This window comes from Cobetia sp. 29-18-1, assembly GCF_029846405.1.
Classification (GTDB): Bacteria; Pseudomonadota; Gammaproteobacteria; order Pseudomonadales; family Halomonadaceae; genus Cobetia; species Cobetia amphilecti.
This window is the reverse complement of record NZ_JARWKS010000013.1, coordinates 104,018-120,682: the sequence shown is the minus strand read 5'-3', so window position 1 is coordinate 120,682 and position 16,665 is coordinate 104,018. Positions and strand designations below refer to the sequence as shown.

The following is a 16,665-nucleotide window of genomic DNA, read 5'->3' as shown; positions in this document are numbered from 1 at the left end:
AGCACCAGTCTGAGCGCTTAAACCGCGCAGAACCGAATTGATCATCGCTTCCCTAATCTCGAATCAAGCTCTGCGATATCTTTGTTTACTTTATTCACAGCTCCAAAAATACCATCGAATTTTTCGTTACTAATAGCAACTGAAGCAAGCTTGCCTTTTACATATATCTCACGATAACCATCGAAGACATCGACATAATCAGCTCTAGGGAGCCTGCCTAGAGCTACAGAATCATTGTTAATAATAGCCAATTCAGCACTCAAATCTTCGGGCGTTATACCTTCGTTAGCCATTTTTTCCTTCATTAAATCACTATATGCACTTCTGATCTCACTCCGATAACTGGCAGTCTCAGATATGAGATTATTTAAAGTGTCATTACTTTTCTTTAAAGGCGAGCATACGTATTGAGCTTTGACTCGTGTATCAAAATTCATGCCTGATACTAAAACTTGATATTCATCAATTCGTGACACTTTATATTCACGAACTGACTCTAAGTTCGTTTGATATGCCCCTAGCCAAAATATAATTAGCGCAACGCCCATAGATAACAATGACGGCACAATATATTTGCCAAGATACTGGATACAGGGACGCGAAAAAAATTTGCATTTATTCATAGGAAATCCATTTCCAAAATTCATTTACCGGTAAAGAGTATGTCTCTACTCACTCCCGAAGAAGTCGCATGCCAGCTTAGCATGAGCTTGAGCTGGGTTTATGCGAACAAACATAAGATTGGATTTATTCGACTCGGAAAGTCAATTCGTTTTGAGCCTGACGCGGTGGCGGCATATGCTAGAGCCTGCCAGCGTGGCCCAGAGCATGAGGGCAACATATGGGAATCACAGTCAGATACCGTGCAGCGCGCGACAAATGGATCGTTACCGAAACGCACCAGGGTAAGCGACATCAATGCACGTTTGACGGGACTCGGGAAGGAGAGAGGCAAGCGCGGGAGTACGCCACCGCCCGCGAGGCAGCACTAAACGAAGCATCGTTTCAAGGCACCATCATGGGCCGCGAGCGGCGCCGCACATTCCTCGAAGGGCTCGAGCGATGGGTCGATGAGTACGACGTGGCCAGCCAGGCGAAGGCCATCAGGCCGGTGGCAGCGTATATGGGCGAGGATGTGCTGATCGGGCAGGAAACGGTCGATAAGGCGAGAGAGATGGCAAGCCATCTGAGGAAGGCGGGACGCGCGCAAAGCACCATCAACAACCACCTGCAGGTGGTAAAGCGGGTGCTCAATCTGGCGTATATCGAGTGGGGTTGGATCAGTCAGCCGCTAGGCGACAAGATCCGAAAGAAGACGCCAAAGAATGAGCGTCATGTCTATCTGAGCGCGGCCGAGCTGGCCCTGCTGATGGAAGCGATACCGGACTCGCGCGCGACTGATAAGAAGGTGATCGCCCTGGCAGCCTTGACGGGACTGCGCCAGGGCGAACTGCTCGCATTGGAGCCTTCAAACATCCACGGTGGTCGCATCCTGCTGCGACCAGATCAGACCAAATCGGGCAAAGCTCGAGTGGTGCCGGTGCCAGAGGATGCACGCCCATGGTTGCATGCGCTGCCCTTTGATACCACCTATGCGCGACTGAGGAAGACATGGGAAGACGCGCGCCAGACAATGGGCCGGCCTGACCTGCGCTTTCATGATCTGCGCCACAGCTATGCGAGCATGCTGGCGCAGGCTGGTGAAAGCATGACAACAGTGCGCGACCTGCTGGGGCACTCGAGCCTGATAGTCACCAGCCGTTACTCGCATATGTTTGAGAGCGGTATAGATGCGATTGGCGCGCGGTTGCCGCGGCTGAATGCGACCAGCTGCGACCAAACTGCGACCAAGCACTAAATGATGGTAGGCCAGAAACGCAAACAGCCGCCCGTAAGCGACTGTTTTTAAAGGTGGTGCCGGTGGTCGGACTCGAACCGACACGCCTATTAAGCGGCGGATTTTGAATCCGCTGCGTCTACCAATTCCGCCACACCGGCAACGGAGCGAAATTATACGGGACATTGCGCCAAGGTCAACGAGTTTTGGCGTCAGATCAGACACATGGAGCGCTTCCTCACACCCCACGCCGCAGTGGACTGAGGCGTGTCTCCCGCAAACGGGTCTTCGCGTGGACGATGGCATTGGGTATCATGAGCGACCTTTTTCGTCTGCCCGGACAGCCAAAGCCTCGAGAGTGTCGCACCTGACTGCCCCACCCGCAGAAAGGGAGTCATGCGCTCGCGACGAGAGCGCCAGTGTCTCAGGGCGGCATCTCCCCATTGTGCATGTACGCATGCCACGGAGCGCACCACGCGCCTCGTGTTATCAGAGTGTCAGGTTGGCCATGTCACGTATCGATTCCGGTGATGCCTCGGGCGTTGCCACACCTAACGACGCGCGCCCGATGCAGCGCAGCGATTACGATTTCAGCCTGCCGGATGAGCTGATTGCCCGCTACCCGTCAGAGCAGCGCAGCGATTGCCGGCTGCTGCATCTGGATGGCAAGAGCGGCGAGATCGTGCACCGCCGCTTCCCGGATCTGCTCGAGCAGCTGGAACCCGGCGATATCGTGGTGTTCAACGACACCCGCGTGATCCCCGCGCGCCTGCATGGTCAGAAAGCCTCCGGCGGCAAGATCGAGATGCTGCTGGAGCGTCCGCTGGACGCCCATCGTGGCCTGGCGCACATCCGCTCCAGCAAGTCGCCCAAGCCAGGTACCGAGCTGATCTTCGAAGGCGGCATCACGGCCGTGGTCGAAGGCCGTCAGGAGGCGCTGTTCGAGCTGCGCTTCCACGGCGAGACGCCGATGATCGAGCTGCTCAACCAGCACGGCCACATGCCGCTGCCGCCTTATATCACTCGGGATGACGAACTGTCGGATCGCGAGCGCTATCAGACGGTCTATGCCAAGCGCGATGGCGCCGTGGCCGCCCCGACGGCGGGCCTGCACTTCGATGAGCCGATCATGGCCGCCATGGCCGAGAAAGGCATCGAGACCGCCTTCGTCACCCTGCATGTCGGCGCCGGCACCTTCCAGCCGGTGCGCGTCGACAGCATTCTCGAGCACCACATGCATAGCGAGTGGATCGAGGTCGGTCAGGAAGCCTGCGACAAGATCGCCCGTGCCCGCGCCGCCGGTCGCCGCGTGGTCGCCGTCGGCACCACCAGCGTGCGCTGCCTCGAGAGCGCCGCCAAGGCCCACGCTGGTGAGCTGGCCCCCTACTCCGGCGATACCGACATCTTCATCTACCCGGGCTACGAATGGCAGGTGGTGGATCTGTTGATCACCAACTTCCATCTGCCGGAATCGACCCTGCTGATGCTGGTCTCGGCCTTCGCCGGCTACGAGCACACCATGGCGGCCTATCAGGCGGCGGTGGAAGAGCGCTACCAGTTCTTCAGCTATGGCGATGCCATGCTGCTGGAACGCGCCTGAATCCCCTCTTCTGACATGGCCCCGGCATTCGCCGAGGGCCGTGTCATGCGCAGTTAACGCGCCCCGCGCTATGCTGCGGCATAGTGGCATCGACACACCAGCTGCGGCCTGTTTCGCCGCCAAGCAAAGAGAGCACCATGCGTAAAGAATGCTTCATGAGCTTTGAAAAGCTCGCGACCGATGGCCGTGCACGTCGTGGCCGCATGACCTTCCCCCGCGGCACCGTGGAAACCCCGGCCTTCATGCCGGTGGGCACCTACGGCACCGTCAAGGGCATGACGCCGGAGTCCATCAAGGACATCGGCGCCGAGATCATCCTCGGCAACACCTTCCACCTGTGGCTGCGCCCGGGCACGGAAGTCATCGAAGCGCATGGCGATCTGCATGACTTCGCGCAGTGGGACAAGCCGATCCTGACCGATTCCGGCGGCTTCCAGGTCTTCTCGCTGGGCAAGACGCGCAAGATCACCGAACAGGGCGTTCACTTCCGCTCACCGGTCGATGGCTCCAAGGTCTTCATGGGCCCGGAAGAATCGATGGCGGTGCAGCGCTCGCTGGGCTCCGACATCGTGATGATCTTCGATGAGTGCACGCCGTATCCGGCCACCCATGATGAAGCGCGCAAGTCGATGGAGATGTCCCTGCGCTGGGCGCAGCGCTCCTACGACGCGCATGGCGACTCGCCGTCGGCGCTGTTCGGTATCATTCAGGGCGGCATGTATCCGGACCTGCGCGAGAAGTCCCTCGAGGGTCTCAAGAAGATCGATTTTGACGGCTACGCCATCGGCGGCCTGTCCGTGGGCGAGCCCAAGGACGAGATGATCAAGGTTCTCGACTACCTCCCCGAGTGGATGCCGGAAGACAAGCCGCGCTATCTGATGGGCGTCGGCAAGCCGGAAGACCTGGTCGAGGGCGTGCGGCGTGGCGTCGACATGTTCGATTGCGTGATGCCGACCCGCAACGCGCGCAACGGTCACCTGTTCACGCCGACGGGCACCGTCAAGATCCGCAACGCCGTCCACAAGCGTGACACTTCACCGCTGGACCCGGACTGCGATTGCTACACCTGCACCAATTTCTCGCGCGGCTATCTGCATCACCTTGATCGCTGTGGAGAAATGCTCGGCTCGATGCTCAACACCATCCACAATCTGCGCTACTACCAGACCGTGATGGCTGGTTTGCGCGGTGCAATTGAAGCGGGTACATTGCAGGACTTCGTGGAACAGTTCTATGCCGCGCGCGGCCTGCCGGTGCCGCCGCTGGCCGACTGATCGAGGCGAATGACGACCGGGGGCCAAATCCTCCGGTCGTCTTGATATTCGACTCGAGCCAGACGTGAAGAAGAGCCTGAATCACGCTCATTGCATAACAACAGTTCACTCGTAACCTCTGGAGATACACATGCTGGAATTCCTGATTCCTGCCGCACACGCGGAAGCCGAAGCGGCTGTCGCCGGCGGCGGCGCCATCGGCCAGATCGTCATGCTGGTCGGCTTCGTGGTCATTTTCTATTTCCTGCTCTGGCGTCCGCAGTCCAAGCGCGCCAAGGAACACAAGAACCTGATCGGCAACCTGGCCAAGGGTGACGAAGTCGTCATCGGTGGTGGCCTGGTTGGCCGCATCACCAAGGTCAGCGAGCAGTTCATCACCATGGAGCTGAACGAAGGCAACGAAGTCAACGTGCAGAAGTCTGCCGTGGCTGCAGTCCTGCCGAAGGGCACCATCAAGTCCATCTGATCCCTCCTGCTGCCGGCCCCTGTGCCGGCAGCATGCTTTTCTCTCCCGCTCCACCAAGGACAGGGCTGCCATGCTCAACCGCTATCCGCTTTGGAAGTACCTGGTGATCTGCCTGGTACTTGCCGTCGGCGTGATCTACGCATTGCCGAATCTCTACCCCGAAGACCCGGCAGTGCAGATCAGTGCCGCCAGCGGCGCCGAGGCCATCGACCAGCAAGACCTCGATCGCGCCACCAGTGCCCTCGAAAACGCCGGCATCACGCCCAAATCCGGGGAACTCAACGGTTCCACCGGCCTGATTCGCCTTACCAGCAACGACCAGCAGCTGCGCGCCAAGGAACTGATCAGCGAGACGCTCGGCGATGACGCCATCGTCGCGCTGAACCTGGCCGACGCCACGCCGTCGTGGCTGGCCAGCCTCGGTGCCTCACCGATGAAGCTGGGCCTTGACCTGCGTGGTGGTGTCCACTTCCAGCTGGAAGTCGACATGGACGCCGCGGTCAAGCAGCGCCTGGAAGTCAACGCCAGCGCCATCAAGGAAACCCTGCGCGAGGAGCGTATCCGCTACCGCGGCAGCGAAGTCGACGACGGTACCCTGAGCCTGACGTTCTCCGATGAGGAAGACCGTTCGAAGGCGCGCTCACTGATCTCGCGCGACTTCCAGAACTTCGAATACGACGAGCGCGATGTCGAGCGTGGGGCCGTACTGGACCTCACCCTGACCGCTGCCGCCGTCAAGGAGATTCAGGATTACGCGGTCAACCAGAACCTGACCACGATCCGCAATCGCGTCAACGAGCTGGGCGTGTCCGAGCCGCTGGTTCAGCGCCAGGGCCCGAACCGCATCGTGGTCGAGCTGCCGGGCGTGCAGGACACGGCCGCCGCCAAGCGCGTACTGGGTGCCACCGCCAACCTCGAATTCCGTCTGGAAGCGGCCAGCGACACGCCGGCCAGCGAGATGGAGAGCTTCGCGTTCCGCAACCAGCCGAGCCGCACCGCCAACATCATGAAGGACGTGATCATCAGCGGTGACAGCGTCTCCAGCGCCAGCACCAGCTTCGATGAAAGCGGCCGTCCGCAGGTCAACATCAACCTGGACGGAACCGGTGGCTCGATCATGAACCGCGTCACGCGTGCCGCGATCGGCCGCAACATGGCGGTGCTGTTCATCGAGCACAAGACCCGCACGCGCACCGTGATGGAAGACGGCGAGAAGGTCGAGAAGCGCATCCCGTACACCGAGAAGGGGCTGATCAGCCTGGCGACCATCCAGAGTGCACTGGGCAACAGCTTCCGCATCACCGGCCTCGACTCGCCGACGGAAGCCAAGGAGCTGTCGCTGCTGCTGCGTTCCGGCTCACTGGCCGCGCCGATCTACTTCGTGCAGGAACGCACCATCGGCCCGAGCCTCGGTGCCGAGAACATCTCGCGCGGCATCCTGTCCGTCGAGCTGGGCCTGCTGCTGGTCGTGCTGTTCATGCTGGCGCGCTACAAGGCCTTCGGTGTCGTCGCCAACGTGGCCCTGACCGCCAACCTGGCGATCCTGATAGCCGCGATGTCGATGCTGGGCGCCACCCTGACGCTGCCGGGTATCGCCGGTATCGTGCTGACGCTAGGTATGGCGGTGGATGCCAACGTGCTGATCTTCGAGCGTATCCGCGAGGAAATGCGCTCCAAGATGCCGCTGCATCAGGCCGTGCACACCGGCTTCGAGCGCGCCTTCACCTCCATCGTCGATGCCAACATCACCACCCTGCTGGTCGCGGTGATCCTGTTCTCCATCGGCAGTGGCCCGGTCAAGGGCTTCGCGGTGACGCTGTCCATCGGCATCCTGACGTCGATGTTCACGGCGATCATGGTCTCGCGCGGCATCATCAATCTTGCCATTGGTGGCAAGACACTCAAGAAACTCTGGATCTGAGGGGCCATCGTGATGCGACAGTTTGACTTCATGAGCAAGCGGCGCGCGGCCTTCATCGTCTCCATCGTGCTGACGATCGTGGCCATTGGCGCCCTTGTGATTCATGGCCTGAACCTGGGCCTCGACTTTACCGGCGGCACCCTGGTGGAAGTGAAATACCAGGCGGCACCGGCGCTGGAGAGCGTGCGCCAGACACTCGAAGCCGCCGGCTACAAGGATGTCTCGGTCCAGACCTTCGGTGCCAGCAACGAGATTCTGGTGCGTCTGCAGCAGAGCTTCGAAGCCGGCATCGGCAATGACATCGTGGCGCATCTGCAGGCCACCGGTGACAGCGTCAACCTGATCCGCGCCGAGTTCGTCGGCGCCCAGGTCGGTGATCAGCTGCGTGACCAGTCCGGTCTCGGCATGCTGCTCGCCCTGGCCGTGGTGATGGTCTACGTGGCCTTCCGCTTCCAGTACAAGTTCGCCCTCGGCGCACTCATCTCGCTGGGTCACGACGTCATCATCCTGCTGGGCATCTTCGCCCTGTTCGGACTCGACTTCGACCTGACGGTACTGGCCGCGGTGCTGGCCGTGATCGGCTACTCATTGAACGACACCATCATCGTCTACGACCGCATTCGCGAGAACATTCGCAAATCGCGTACCGATCACATGCCGTCGATCTTCAATGACGCCATCAACGCGACGCTGTCACGCACGCTGTCCACCTCCGGCACCACCTTGCTGGTGTTGCTGGCGCTGTTCTTCCTCGGCGGTGACATGATCCACAACTTCGCCATCGCGCTGATCATCGGTGTGGTCGCGGGGACCTTCTCGTCCATCTACGTGGCAGCGGCGCTGTTGCTGGTGGTCGGCCTGCAGCGTGTGGATCTGATCCCCCCGCCCAAGGAGCAGTTCGAGGACGGCGCGCCGTAAGCGCCTCCGCTCGTTAAGCTCGGCACGGATCGCCAGGCACAAAAAAACCCCACCTCATGCGAGGTGGGGTTTTTTTCGTTCTCCAGACGGCCCCGAAGGCTGTCAGGTCACGTCGTCTTGCAGGGTCTTACAGGTGCGGCTGCATGGTCTGCGCCAGCGCCTTGTACAGACGCGCGCCAGCGGCCATCAGGGTGCCTTCGGCAACCACGACCGGCGTGCCGTCGGCACTGCCTGCCAGCGCGCCACATTCCTTCAGGAACAGGCTGACGATCTCGCTGTCACCGGCATCCAGACCCAGCACATAGACGGCATCGACGCGACCAGAGGCCAGCTCGAGCACGTCCAGCAGCGCACAGCCGCTGGTGCGCAGCATCTCGACCTGCGGGCCGACCTGCTGAACGATGGAGAGGTAGGTCGGCAGGTGACGCGGACGCTGCCAGCTTTCCGGCAGGCCCATCGCCAGACGCGCACCTTCGATGGAGGTGGCGTTGGTCACGCGGATACGGTGACCGGAGTGCTGGGCGCCACGACCGCGGCTGACGATGTACTCTTCGTCAGTGAACGGTGCGATGACCACGGCGTGCTCGGCACGGCCCTTGAACAGGCAGACCACGGACAGCGCGAAGCCGGAGGCCGCGGATGCCAGGTTGGAGTAACCGTGCACCGGCTCGATGCGCCAGTGGTAGTCAGAGCCCTGACCTTCACCATCGCGATGGTCGGTATAACGGCCGGAGAGACCGTGTTGCGGATAACCGCGCTCCAGCTGACGCACGATGTGCGCTTCGGCGCGACGTGCAGTGTCTGCAATGAAGGTGTCGAGATCGTTGTCGCCACGGGCGACTTCGATACGTTCACGAGCACGGACGAACTGCTCTGCGGCACCGCGTGCAGCACGCAGCGCAAATTGGACCATCGGATGCATGATCAAGGCCTTGACGAGTCGGGAGCTGTTAAAGAACGGGTGCCACGGCGCGTGAGACATCAACGCGGCGCAACACGGATCGAGCGAAACTGGGTGCAATCAGATCAGGCGGTCATGTAGCCCGTACAGGAATCCTGATACGGCGCGGGGCGCGCTGCATAGTGCAATGTATGCAGGCTGCCAGCCGCCACAGCACGCGGCGCCAGCGAGGGCGAACACATGTTGCGACATGACGGGACGGCGTAGTCTATCAGAGCTCGGCTCGAGCCGCCATTGCCTGCGGCCACCCTCTGCCTGCGCTTCGCCTCCCTGCGCCCTGCCCGCGCGCGCCTCCCTCGCGCCGCTCTTGCCCTCAACACCGGCGGGAAACTGCTCCCTGACGCGGCTTCATGCTAGGATATCGGGTCCTGACGCGCGATTTATCGCTGAGTCTGCGTATGCGGATCACGCACTGCGCCAGCCGCGTCGGCCGACCCGCCCTTCAATTGCTATCCTGGAAGTCCTCATGCTTGAACGTCTGCGCATTGTCCTGATTGGCACCAGCCATCCCGGCAACATTGGTGGTGCAGCCCGCGCCATGCTCAATATGGGCCTGGCCGATCTCGCACTGGTCGCGCCGCGATGTCAGGTGCAATGCCAGGAATCCGCCTCACGCGCCTCGGGTGCCGATGCACTCGTCGCCAGCGCCTCGGTGCACGAGACGCTGGAAGAGGCCGTGGCGGATTGCAGTCTGGTGGTCGGCTGCAGCGCACGTTCGCGCAACCTGCCGTGGCCGATGATCACGCCGCGCGCCTTCGGTGCCACCCTGGCCGATGAAGCCCGCCTGCCGGATGCCCGCGTGGCCATCGTCTTCGGCCGCGAGGATTCCGGGCTCTCCAATGAAGAGCTGCAGCGCTGCCACCGCCACGTGCACATCCCGACCAATCCGGATTTCAGCTCGCTGAATCTGGCCGCGGCGGTGCAGGTGCTGGCCTATGAGTGCCGCCAGGCGTGGCTGGCCGACCAGGAAGCCGCCGGCGAGACGCCGCGTGCCGAGGATGACCAGCCGTTCGGCATCGACTGGGACAGCCCGCTGGCCAGCCATGCCGACCTCGAGCGCCTGTTCGAGCATCTCGAGAAGACACTGATCAGCGTCGACTTCCTCGATCCGGAACAGCCGCGCCAGCTGATGGCACGCCTGCGTCGCCTCTATCTGCGCGCACGTCCGGACAGCATGGAAATCAACATTCTGCGCGGCATTCTTTCCGCGGTGGACAAGCAGGTTCGCCTGGCACAAGCCGACACGGCCAACCGCACTTCCTGAGGACACGCCATGTTCACTCGACTGCGTGAAGACATCGATAGCGTGTTTGCCCGTGACCCGGCGGCGCGCAACTTCTTTGAAGTCCTGACCAACTATCCGGGCCTGCATGCGCTGGTGGCCCATCGCATCAATCACTGGCTATGGCGCCACAACGCCAAATGGCTGGCGCGCACCGGCTCGACCCTGATGCGCTGGCTGACCGGCATCGAGATCCACCCGGGTGCCACCATCGGTCGGCGCTTCTTCATCGACCACGGCATGGGCGTCGTGATCGGCGAGACCGCCCTGATCGGCGATGACGTGACCCTCTATCACGGCGTCACTCTCGGCGGCACCACCTGGAACGCCGGCAAGCGCCACCCGACCCTCGGCGATGGTGTCATCGTCGGTGCCGGCGCCAAGATTCTCGGCCCGTTCACCGTCGGTGCCGGCGCCAAGGTCGGCTCCAATGCCGTGGTCACGCGTGAAGTGCCTGCCGGCGCCACCGTCGTCGGCATTCCCGGCAAGATCGTCAAGCGCGCCGAGCCGGATGTGGCAGAGGAACCGTCAGTCGACCCGGAAAGCCGCGAGGCCATGAAGGAGAAGTTCGGCTTCGATGCCTACGGCATGGGCCAGGACATGCCCGATCCGGTCGCGCGCTCCATGCACGCGATGCTCGATCACATGCATGCCGTGGACAAGCGCATCGAACAGATGTGCGGCACGCTGCGCAAGCTGGATGCCAGCTATCGCGCCGGGCGCCTGCCCGAGCTCGACGATGCTGACTTCGCCCAGCTGATCGATGAACTGGGGCCCTGCGGCGGCGAGACGACCGTCGCTGACGTGGCCGCGGCCCAGGGCAGCACCTCACCCAAGGCCCGGGCAGCCTCCAGTTCCGAGCAGACCTCGCCCCAGCAGGCACCAACTGAGCAGCCGCCGACCGAGCAGGCAAGCGATACGCAGGAGCCCGCTGAACGTCAGCATGGCTAAAGTTGACCAATTCAGTCGGGATTGACCCCGCCAGACCACCCCACCATAATGGGGCGCATTGATACGCCGTCTCGCCAGAGGCGGCGACTACGCCCGGCCTCGTCCTCAACGTCGCAGGCTCCATCTGCTCACGGACTCTGTCATGCGCCTGACCACCAAGGGACGCTACGCCGTCACCGCGATGCTCGATCTGGCCCTGCATGCCAGTTGCGGCCCGACCTGTCTGGCCGATATTTCCGTACGCCAGGGCATCTCGCTGTCGTATCTGGAGCAACTGTTTGCGCGTCTGCGGCGCGCAGGCCTGGTCAAGAGCGTGCGTGGCCCCGGTGGCGGATATCTGCTGGATACCGAACTCGAGACCACCTCGGTGGCGTGCATCATCGACGCCGTCAACGAGTCAGTCGATGCCACACGCTGTCAGGGAATGTCGGACTGCCAGGCCGGTGACACCTGCCTGACGCACCATCTGTGGTGTGATCTGTCCGACGAGATCCACGGTTTTCTCGACGGCATCAGCCTGGCCGACCTGGTCGCGCGCGAAGAGATTCGCCAGATCGCCAGTCGTCAGCGCAAGGCGTGCGAGCCGACACCGATCACCGTCATGCAAGGCAGCTGAGCGGCGTTTGCCAGCCAGGCTGAGCACGGCCAGGCGATGCTCGCCGCGCCCCATCGCCTTCGAGATCGTCTTCATCACGTTCACCGTCATCACTGTCTGTCGTGTCTTCAGGAAGTCACCATGTCCCAGCCGATCTACCTTGACTATGCCGCCACCACGCCCGTCGACCCGCGCGTCGCCGAGCTGATGATGCGTCACCTGACGCAGGACGGCACCTTCGCCAATCCGGCCTCGCGCAGTCACATGCCGGGCTGGCTGGCCGAACAGGCCGTCGAGGGCGCACGACGTCAGGTCGCCGAGCTGATCGGTGCCGACCCGCGTGAGATCGTCTGGACCAGCGGTGCCACCGAAGCCGACAATCTGGCGCTGACCGGCTACATGCGTGCCAATGCCGCGCGTGGCCGCCATCTGATCACCTCGACCATCGAGCACAAGGCGATTCTGGATACCGCCAGTGCGCTGGAAGCGGAAGGCTTCGAGGTCACGCGCATCGCGCCGCAGCCTGACGGCCGCATCAGCCCGGACAGCCTGCGCGACGCCCTGCGCAGCGACACCATCCTGGTATCGCTGATGGCGGTGAACAACGAGCTGGGCAGCCTGAATGACCTGGATGCGCTGGGCGACATCGCCCACTCGCATGGCGCGGCCTTCCATGTCGATGCCGCCCAGGCGCCCGGCAAGGTGCAGATCGATGTCAGCCGTCAGCCCATCGACATGCTGTCACTGTCCGCCCACAAGGCCTACGGCCCCAAGGGCATCGGCGCGCTGTACGTGCGTCGCCAGCCGCAGATCAAGGTCGATGCCCTGATCCACGGCGGTGGTCATGAGCGCGGCATGCGTTCCGGCACCTTGCCGACCCATCAGATCGTCGGCATGGGCGAGGCCTACCGCCTGAGCGCCGAGCAGTTCGACGCCGATCATCAGCACCTCGTCGCGCTGCGTGATCAGTTCGTCGCCGGGCTTGCCGGCCTTGAAGGCGTGCACTTCAATACCGATATAGAGGTCAGCGCGCCCAACATCGTCAATCTCGCCTTCGAGGGCGTGGATGGCGAGGCGATGCTGATGGCGCTGCGCGGCATCGCGATTTCCACCGGCTCGGCCTGCAATTCCGCCAGTGTCGAACCGTCGTTCGTCCTCACCGGCATCGGGGTGCCCCGTCCGCTGGCGCTGGCATCACTGCGCTTCAGCTTCGGTCGTTTCACCACCGCTGCCGACATCGAATCCGCGCTCGGCGAACTCAGGCATGCCCTGACGTCGCTGCGCGCCTGACCCGGGAGACTGCTCATGGCACATCTGTCGATTTCCTCCTCCGCCGCCGACCAGATCCGCGTCGTGCTGGCCGAGCGCGGCCACGGCCTCGGCCTGCGTGTCTCGGTCAAGCCCAGCGGCTGCTCCGGCTACAGCTACGTGCTCGACTTCGCTGACGAGGTCAACGAGGAAGACGCCGTCTTCGTCGATCACGGCGCCACCGTCTATGTCGACACCGAAGCCCTCAACGTGCTCGACGGCTCCGAAGTGGACTACGTCAAGGACGGCCTGAACCGCTACTTCCGCTTCAACAACCCCAACGTCAAGGACGAGTGTGGTTGTGGCGAGAGCTTCAGCGTGTAGACCAAGCTTCAGCGTCCAGGCCAAGCGCAACGTCCGAGCCGACCCCCAGCGCCTCGCCAGCCCATGCCGACGAGGCGCTTGCCATCTGCGCGTCATGCGACTCAGGCATGATGGATGCAGCCGGTGGCACTTGCCGCTATAATGCCGCCCACTTTTGTCGCGCGCATGCCGACAGAGCCCGTTTTCCGCCGTTCGGCATCTGCCGTGCGGCTCTTCAAAGCTTGTCTCAGGAGATTCACCATGACTCAGCGTACTCTGTCCATCATCAAGCCGGATGCCGTTGCCAAGAACGTGATCGGCGAAATCTACTCTCGCTTCGAGAAGGCCGGTCTGCAGATCGTCGCTTCCAAGATGGTTCACCTGTCCAAGGAACAGGCCGAAGGCTTCTACGCTGAGCACAGCGAACGTGGCTTCTTCGGTGAGCTGGTCGGCTTCATGACTTCCGGCCCGGTCATGATCCAGGTGCTGGAAGGCGAAGACGCCATCACCAAGAACCGCGACCTGATGGGCGCTACCAACCCGAAGGAAGCAGAAGCCGGCACCATCCGTGCAGACTTCGCTACTTCCATCGACGCCAACGCCGTTCACGGTTCTGACGCGCCGGAATCTGCTGCTCGCGAAATCGCCTACTTCTTCGGCGACAACGAAATCTGCCCGCGCGGTTGATTTCGCCTTGTACGACTGAGAAGCCCGGCCCTTCGGGGCACGCGCCTTTCAGCCGTGCATGACACGACGGCCCTGCCTGCGAGGCGGGGCCGTCGTGGTATCGGACGTGCTGAAGCGTCGCGCGACAGCATGCACCCCCTGAAGCAGATTCGACGCTTGAGCAGGTCCGATACGCTTTTCTGAAAGCCGCTGCAGCGCCCTCTCCCCACGCCATGTGACGCCCACGCGCACTGCGCTGATGATGAGAGCCTCTTGAGGTCTGCGAACCATCGCCACCTCCGCTGACAGCGTCGCCCTGCAGACGTCTATCCTTTGTGTGACGCCTGCCCATCCCTGACACGACCGGCCCATACCATGACTGATACCACTGCAACTGCCACCGATGCCGCGGCCCCTGCCGCCGTCAAGCTCACCAACCTGCTGGGGCTGCCGCGCCCGGCGATGGAAGCCTTCTTCGAGAGCATCGGCGAGAAGAAATTCCGCGCCACCCAGGTGATGAAATGGATTCACCAGGAAGGCGTCGACAGCTTCGACGAGATGACCAACCTCGCCAAGCCGCTGCGCGAGCGCCTCAAGCAGGTCGCCGAGATCCGTGCGCCGGGCATCGTCTATGAAGGCGAGTCCAAGGACGGCACCCGCAAGTGGGTGCTGGAAGTCAGCGATGGCAGCTATGTCGAGACCGTGCTGATCCCGTCCGAGAACGGCAACCGTCGCACCCTGTGCGTGTCTTCCCAGGTCGGCTGCTCGCTGGACTGCAGCTTCTGCTCCACCGGCAAGCAGGGCTTCGAGCGTGACCTGACCGCCGCCGAGATCATCGGCCAGGTGTGGGTCGCCACCCGTGGCGCCGAAGACCGCAAGGACACCCGCAAGCGTCCGGTCACCAACGTGGTGATGATGGGCATGGGCGAGCCGCTGATGAACTACGACAACGTCGTGCCGGCGATGAAGCTGATGCTGGACGACAACGCCTATGGCCTGTCCAAGCGTCGCGTCACCCTCTCCACCTCCGGTGTGGTGCCCAAGCTGGACCAGCTCGGTGACGAGATGGACGTCAGCCTGGCGATCTCGCTGCACGCGGCCAACGATGAACTGCGCAACGTGCTGGTGCCGATCAACCGCAAGTGGAACATCCGCGCGCTGCTCGACTCCTGCCATCGCTACCTGGCCAAGTGTGACGACGCGCGTATCGTCACCATCGAGTACACCCTGATCAAGGACGTCAACGACCAGATCCAGCACGCCGAGGAACTGGCCGCGCTGCTAGACGAGCTGCCGTGCAAGATCAACCTGATCCCGTTCAACCCGTTCCCGCATTCCGGTTACGAGAAGCCGTCACGCAACCAGGTGATGCGCTTCCAGCAGCGTCTCTATGAGCTGGGCTACACCGCACCGGTGCGCGCCACACGTGGCGATGACATCGACGCCGCCTGTGGCCAGCTGGTCGGTCAGGTCAAGGACCGCACCCGTCGCGCCGAGCGTTACATCAACGCCATCCAGCTCGACGCCGACTGAGCGGCTGCCAGCCCTGACCTGACGCTATCGCCATAGCCATGCGCCGCCCTGCCACCTTGACTTGTGGCAGGTGCGGCGCTTTGATGGGGGCGCTTTTGTTGCCTGCCGCGACCCTCGCCCGCAGGCACATCATGAGCCTTCATTCACGCGAGGATTGCATGCCGAGTCGTCTGCCCCGTCATCGCACCAATGAGCATGACCCTGTCGCCCATGGCACTGTCGCACAGGGCCCCTGCCAGCATGATTCCCACACCCGCACCGCTGCTCGCGGCATCACTCGCCGCACCAGAGCCCTGCTGCTGTGCCTCGGATTTGCCGGCCTGACCCTCGCAGGCTGTGCGACACGCGTGGAAACCAACGACCCCTACGCCCCGCCGGATGACAACAAGGCCTCGAACGCCTACGTGGAACTCGGAGAGGCCTATCTGGGTCGTAATCAGCTGCAACGCGCCGACAGCGCCTTCCAGAAGGCACTCAAGCTGCAGAGCAGCAATGCCGAGGCCAAGGCCGGGCTGGCGATGATCTATCAGCGCCAGGGTGAGAACGTGCTCGCCGATGACTATTTCAATCAGGCCATTTCCAGCGATCCGTCCTTTACCCGTGCGCGCAACAACTACGCGGCCTTTCTCTACTCTCGCGGTGAATACGTCGAGGCCTGTCGGCAGCTCGAGATCGCGGCGGAAGACCTGACCTACGACAATCGTGGCCAGCTCTATACCAATCTGGGCCGCTGTCAGTTGCAGCTGGGCAAGACTAGCGAGGCCGCGAAGAGTTTCGAACGTGCCGTCAAGATCAATCCGCGTGAGTCAGAGGCCTGGTTGGCGGTGGCACGCATGTCACATGACGCCGGCGACAATGACGCCGCCCAGTCGGCGCTGAGCCGCTACTTCCGTCTGTCAGGCACCGATAGCGACAGTCTCGCCCTGGCCGTCGATGTGGCCACGGCTCGCGGCGACAGCCGTCTGGCAGATCTCTACAGCCGTCAGCTGGAGCAGGTCATGACTCGGGAATCCGGTCGCGCGGTGATTCGCACTCCCTGAACGAGGCGCA

At 62.4% G+C, this 16,665-nt stretch carries 16 protein-coding genes and 1 tRNA gene; 14 read left to right on the top strand and 3 right to left on the bottom strand.

From position 1 onward, the window contains the following. Window positions 1-41: 41 nt before the first annotated feature. Complete coding sequence (locus QD208_RS11630; RefSeq protein ID WP_279836890.1) at window positions 42-623, bottom strand: hypothetical protein; 582 nt, start codon at window positions 621-623, stop codon at window positions 42-44. Between the two features lie 218 nt (window positions 624-841). Between QD208_RS11630 and QD208_RS11625 the strand changes: the two genes are divergently transcribed. Next, window positions 842-1,858, top strand: a complete 1,017-nt coding sequence (locus QD208_RS11625) for a site-specific integrase (protein WP_279836889.1) — start codon at window positions 842-844, stop codon at window positions 1,856-1,858. 54 nt (window positions 1,859-1,912) lie between these two features. Here the strand turns inward: QD208_RS11625 and QD208_RS11620 are convergent. Continuing rightward, window positions 1,913-1,998 (bottom strand) — tRNA-Leu (locus QD208_RS11620). A gap of 407 nt (window positions 1,999-2,405) precedes the next feature. Here QD208_RS11620 and queA point away from each other — a divergent pair. From queA to secF, 5 genes are all read left to right on the top strand, one after another. Continuing rightward, the gene (queA, locus tag QD208_RS11615; protein ID WP_279836894.1) at window positions 2,406-3,437 is read left to right on the top strand and encodes a tRNA preQ1(34) S-adenosylmethionine ribosyltransferase-isomerase QueA; all 1,032 of its coding nucleotides are present in this window, start codon (window positions 2,406-2,408) and stop codon (window positions 3,435-3,437) included. Between the two features lie 137 nt (window positions 3,438-3,574). Next, complete coding sequence (tgt, locus tag QD208_RS11610; RefSeq protein ID WP_082388822.1) at window positions 3,575-4,711, top strand: tRNA guanosine(34) transglycosylase Tgt; 1,137 nt, start codon at window positions 3,575-3,577, stop codon at window positions 4,709-4,711. A 130-nt stretch (window positions 4,712-4,841) separates the two neighbouring features. After that, window positions 4,842-5,177, top strand: a complete 336-nt coding sequence (gene yajC / locus QD208_RS11605) for a preprotein translocase subunit YajC (RefSeq protein ID WP_043333819.1) — start codon at window positions 4,842-4,844, stop codon at window positions 5,175-5,177. A gap of 70 nt (window positions 5,178-5,247) precedes the next feature. Continuing rightward, window positions 5,248-7,098 (top strand): protein translocase subunit SecD, encoded by a 1,851-nt coding sequence (gene secD / locus QD208_RS11600; RefSeq protein WP_054556870.1) that lies wholly within the window; start codon window positions 5,248-5,250, stop codon window positions 7,096-7,098. 12 nt (window positions 7,099-7,110) lie between these two features. Further along, entirely contained in the window at window positions 7,111-8,016 is a 906-nt protein-coding gene (secF, locus tag QD208_RS11595; RefSeq protein ID WP_279836888.1) for a protein translocase subunit SecF, read from the top strand. A 127-nt stretch (window positions 8,017-8,143) separates the two neighbouring features. Here the strand turns inward: secF and QD208_RS11590 are convergent, their stop codons facing one another. Then, the gene (locus tag QD208_RS11590; RefSeq protein ID WP_043333816.1) at window positions 8,144-8,938 is read right to left on the bottom strand and encodes an inositol monophosphatase family protein; all 795 of its coding nucleotides are present in this window, start codon (window positions 8,936-8,938) and stop codon (window positions 8,144-8,146) included. A gap of 505 nt (window positions 8,939-9,443) precedes the next feature. Here QD208_RS11590 and QD208_RS11585 point away from each other — a divergent pair. The 8 genes from QD208_RS11585 to pilW all read left to right on the top strand — a co-directional run bounded on the left by QD208_RS11585 (window position 9,444) and on the right by pilW (window position 16,655). Further along, window positions 9,444-10,241: an RNA methyltransferase gene (locus tag QD208_RS11585; protein WP_054556868.1), complete on the top strand. Its 798-nt coding sequence runs from the start codon at window positions 9,444-9,446 to the stop codon at window positions 10,239-10,241. A 9-nt stretch (window positions 10,242-10,250) separates the two neighbouring features. Beyond that, on the top strand, window positions 10,251-11,210 hold the full coding sequence (cysE, locus tag QD208_RS11580) for a serine O-acetyltransferase (RefSeq protein ID WP_215823443.1): 960 nt from the start codon (window positions 10,251-10,253) through the stop codon (window positions 11,208-11,210). Between the two features lie 142 nt (window positions 11,211-11,352). Continuing rightward, window positions 11,353-11,826, top strand: coding sequence for a Fe-S cluster assembly transcription factor (locus tag QD208_RS11575; RefSeq protein ID WP_043333815.1), 474 nt, complete (start codon window positions 11,353-11,355; stop codon window positions 11,824-11,826). A 120-nt stretch (window positions 11,827-11,946) separates the two neighbouring features. Beyond that, the gene (locus QD208_RS11570) at window positions 11,947-13,095 is read left to right on the top strand and encodes an aminotransferase class V-fold PLP-dependent enzyme (RefSeq protein WP_225347262.1); all 1,149 of its coding nucleotides are present in this window, start codon (window positions 11,947-11,949) and stop codon (window positions 13,093-13,095) included. Between the two features lie 15 nt (window positions 13,096-13,110). Next, a complete protein-coding gene (locus tag QD208_RS11565; protein WP_279836887.1) occupies window positions 13,111-13,437 on the top strand; it encodes an iron-sulfur cluster assembly accessory protein in 327 nt (108 codons plus the stop codon). A 240-nt stretch (window positions 13,438-13,677) separates the two neighbouring features. Further along, window positions 13,678-14,103: a nucleoside-diphosphate kinase gene (ndk, locus tag QD208_RS11560; protein WP_043333812.1), complete on the top strand. Its 426-nt coding sequence runs from the start codon at window positions 13,678-13,680 to the stop codon at window positions 14,101-14,103. 354 nt (window positions 14,104-14,457) lie between these two features. Continuing rightward, a complete protein-coding gene (rlmN, locus tag QD208_RS11555; protein WP_043333811.1) occupies window positions 14,458-15,615 on the top strand; it encodes a 23S rRNA (adenine(2503)-C(2))-methyltransferase RlmN in 1,158 nt (385 codons plus the stop codon). 158 nt (window positions 15,616-15,773) lie between these two features. Further along, the gene (gene pilW / locus QD208_RS11550; protein ID WP_279836885.1) at window positions 15,774-16,655 is read left to right on the top strand and encodes a type IV pilus biogenesis/stability protein PilW; all 882 of its coding nucleotides are present in this window, start codon (window positions 15,774-15,776) and stop codon (window positions 16,653-16,655) included. Window positions 16,656-16,665 lie beyond the last annotated feature (10 nt).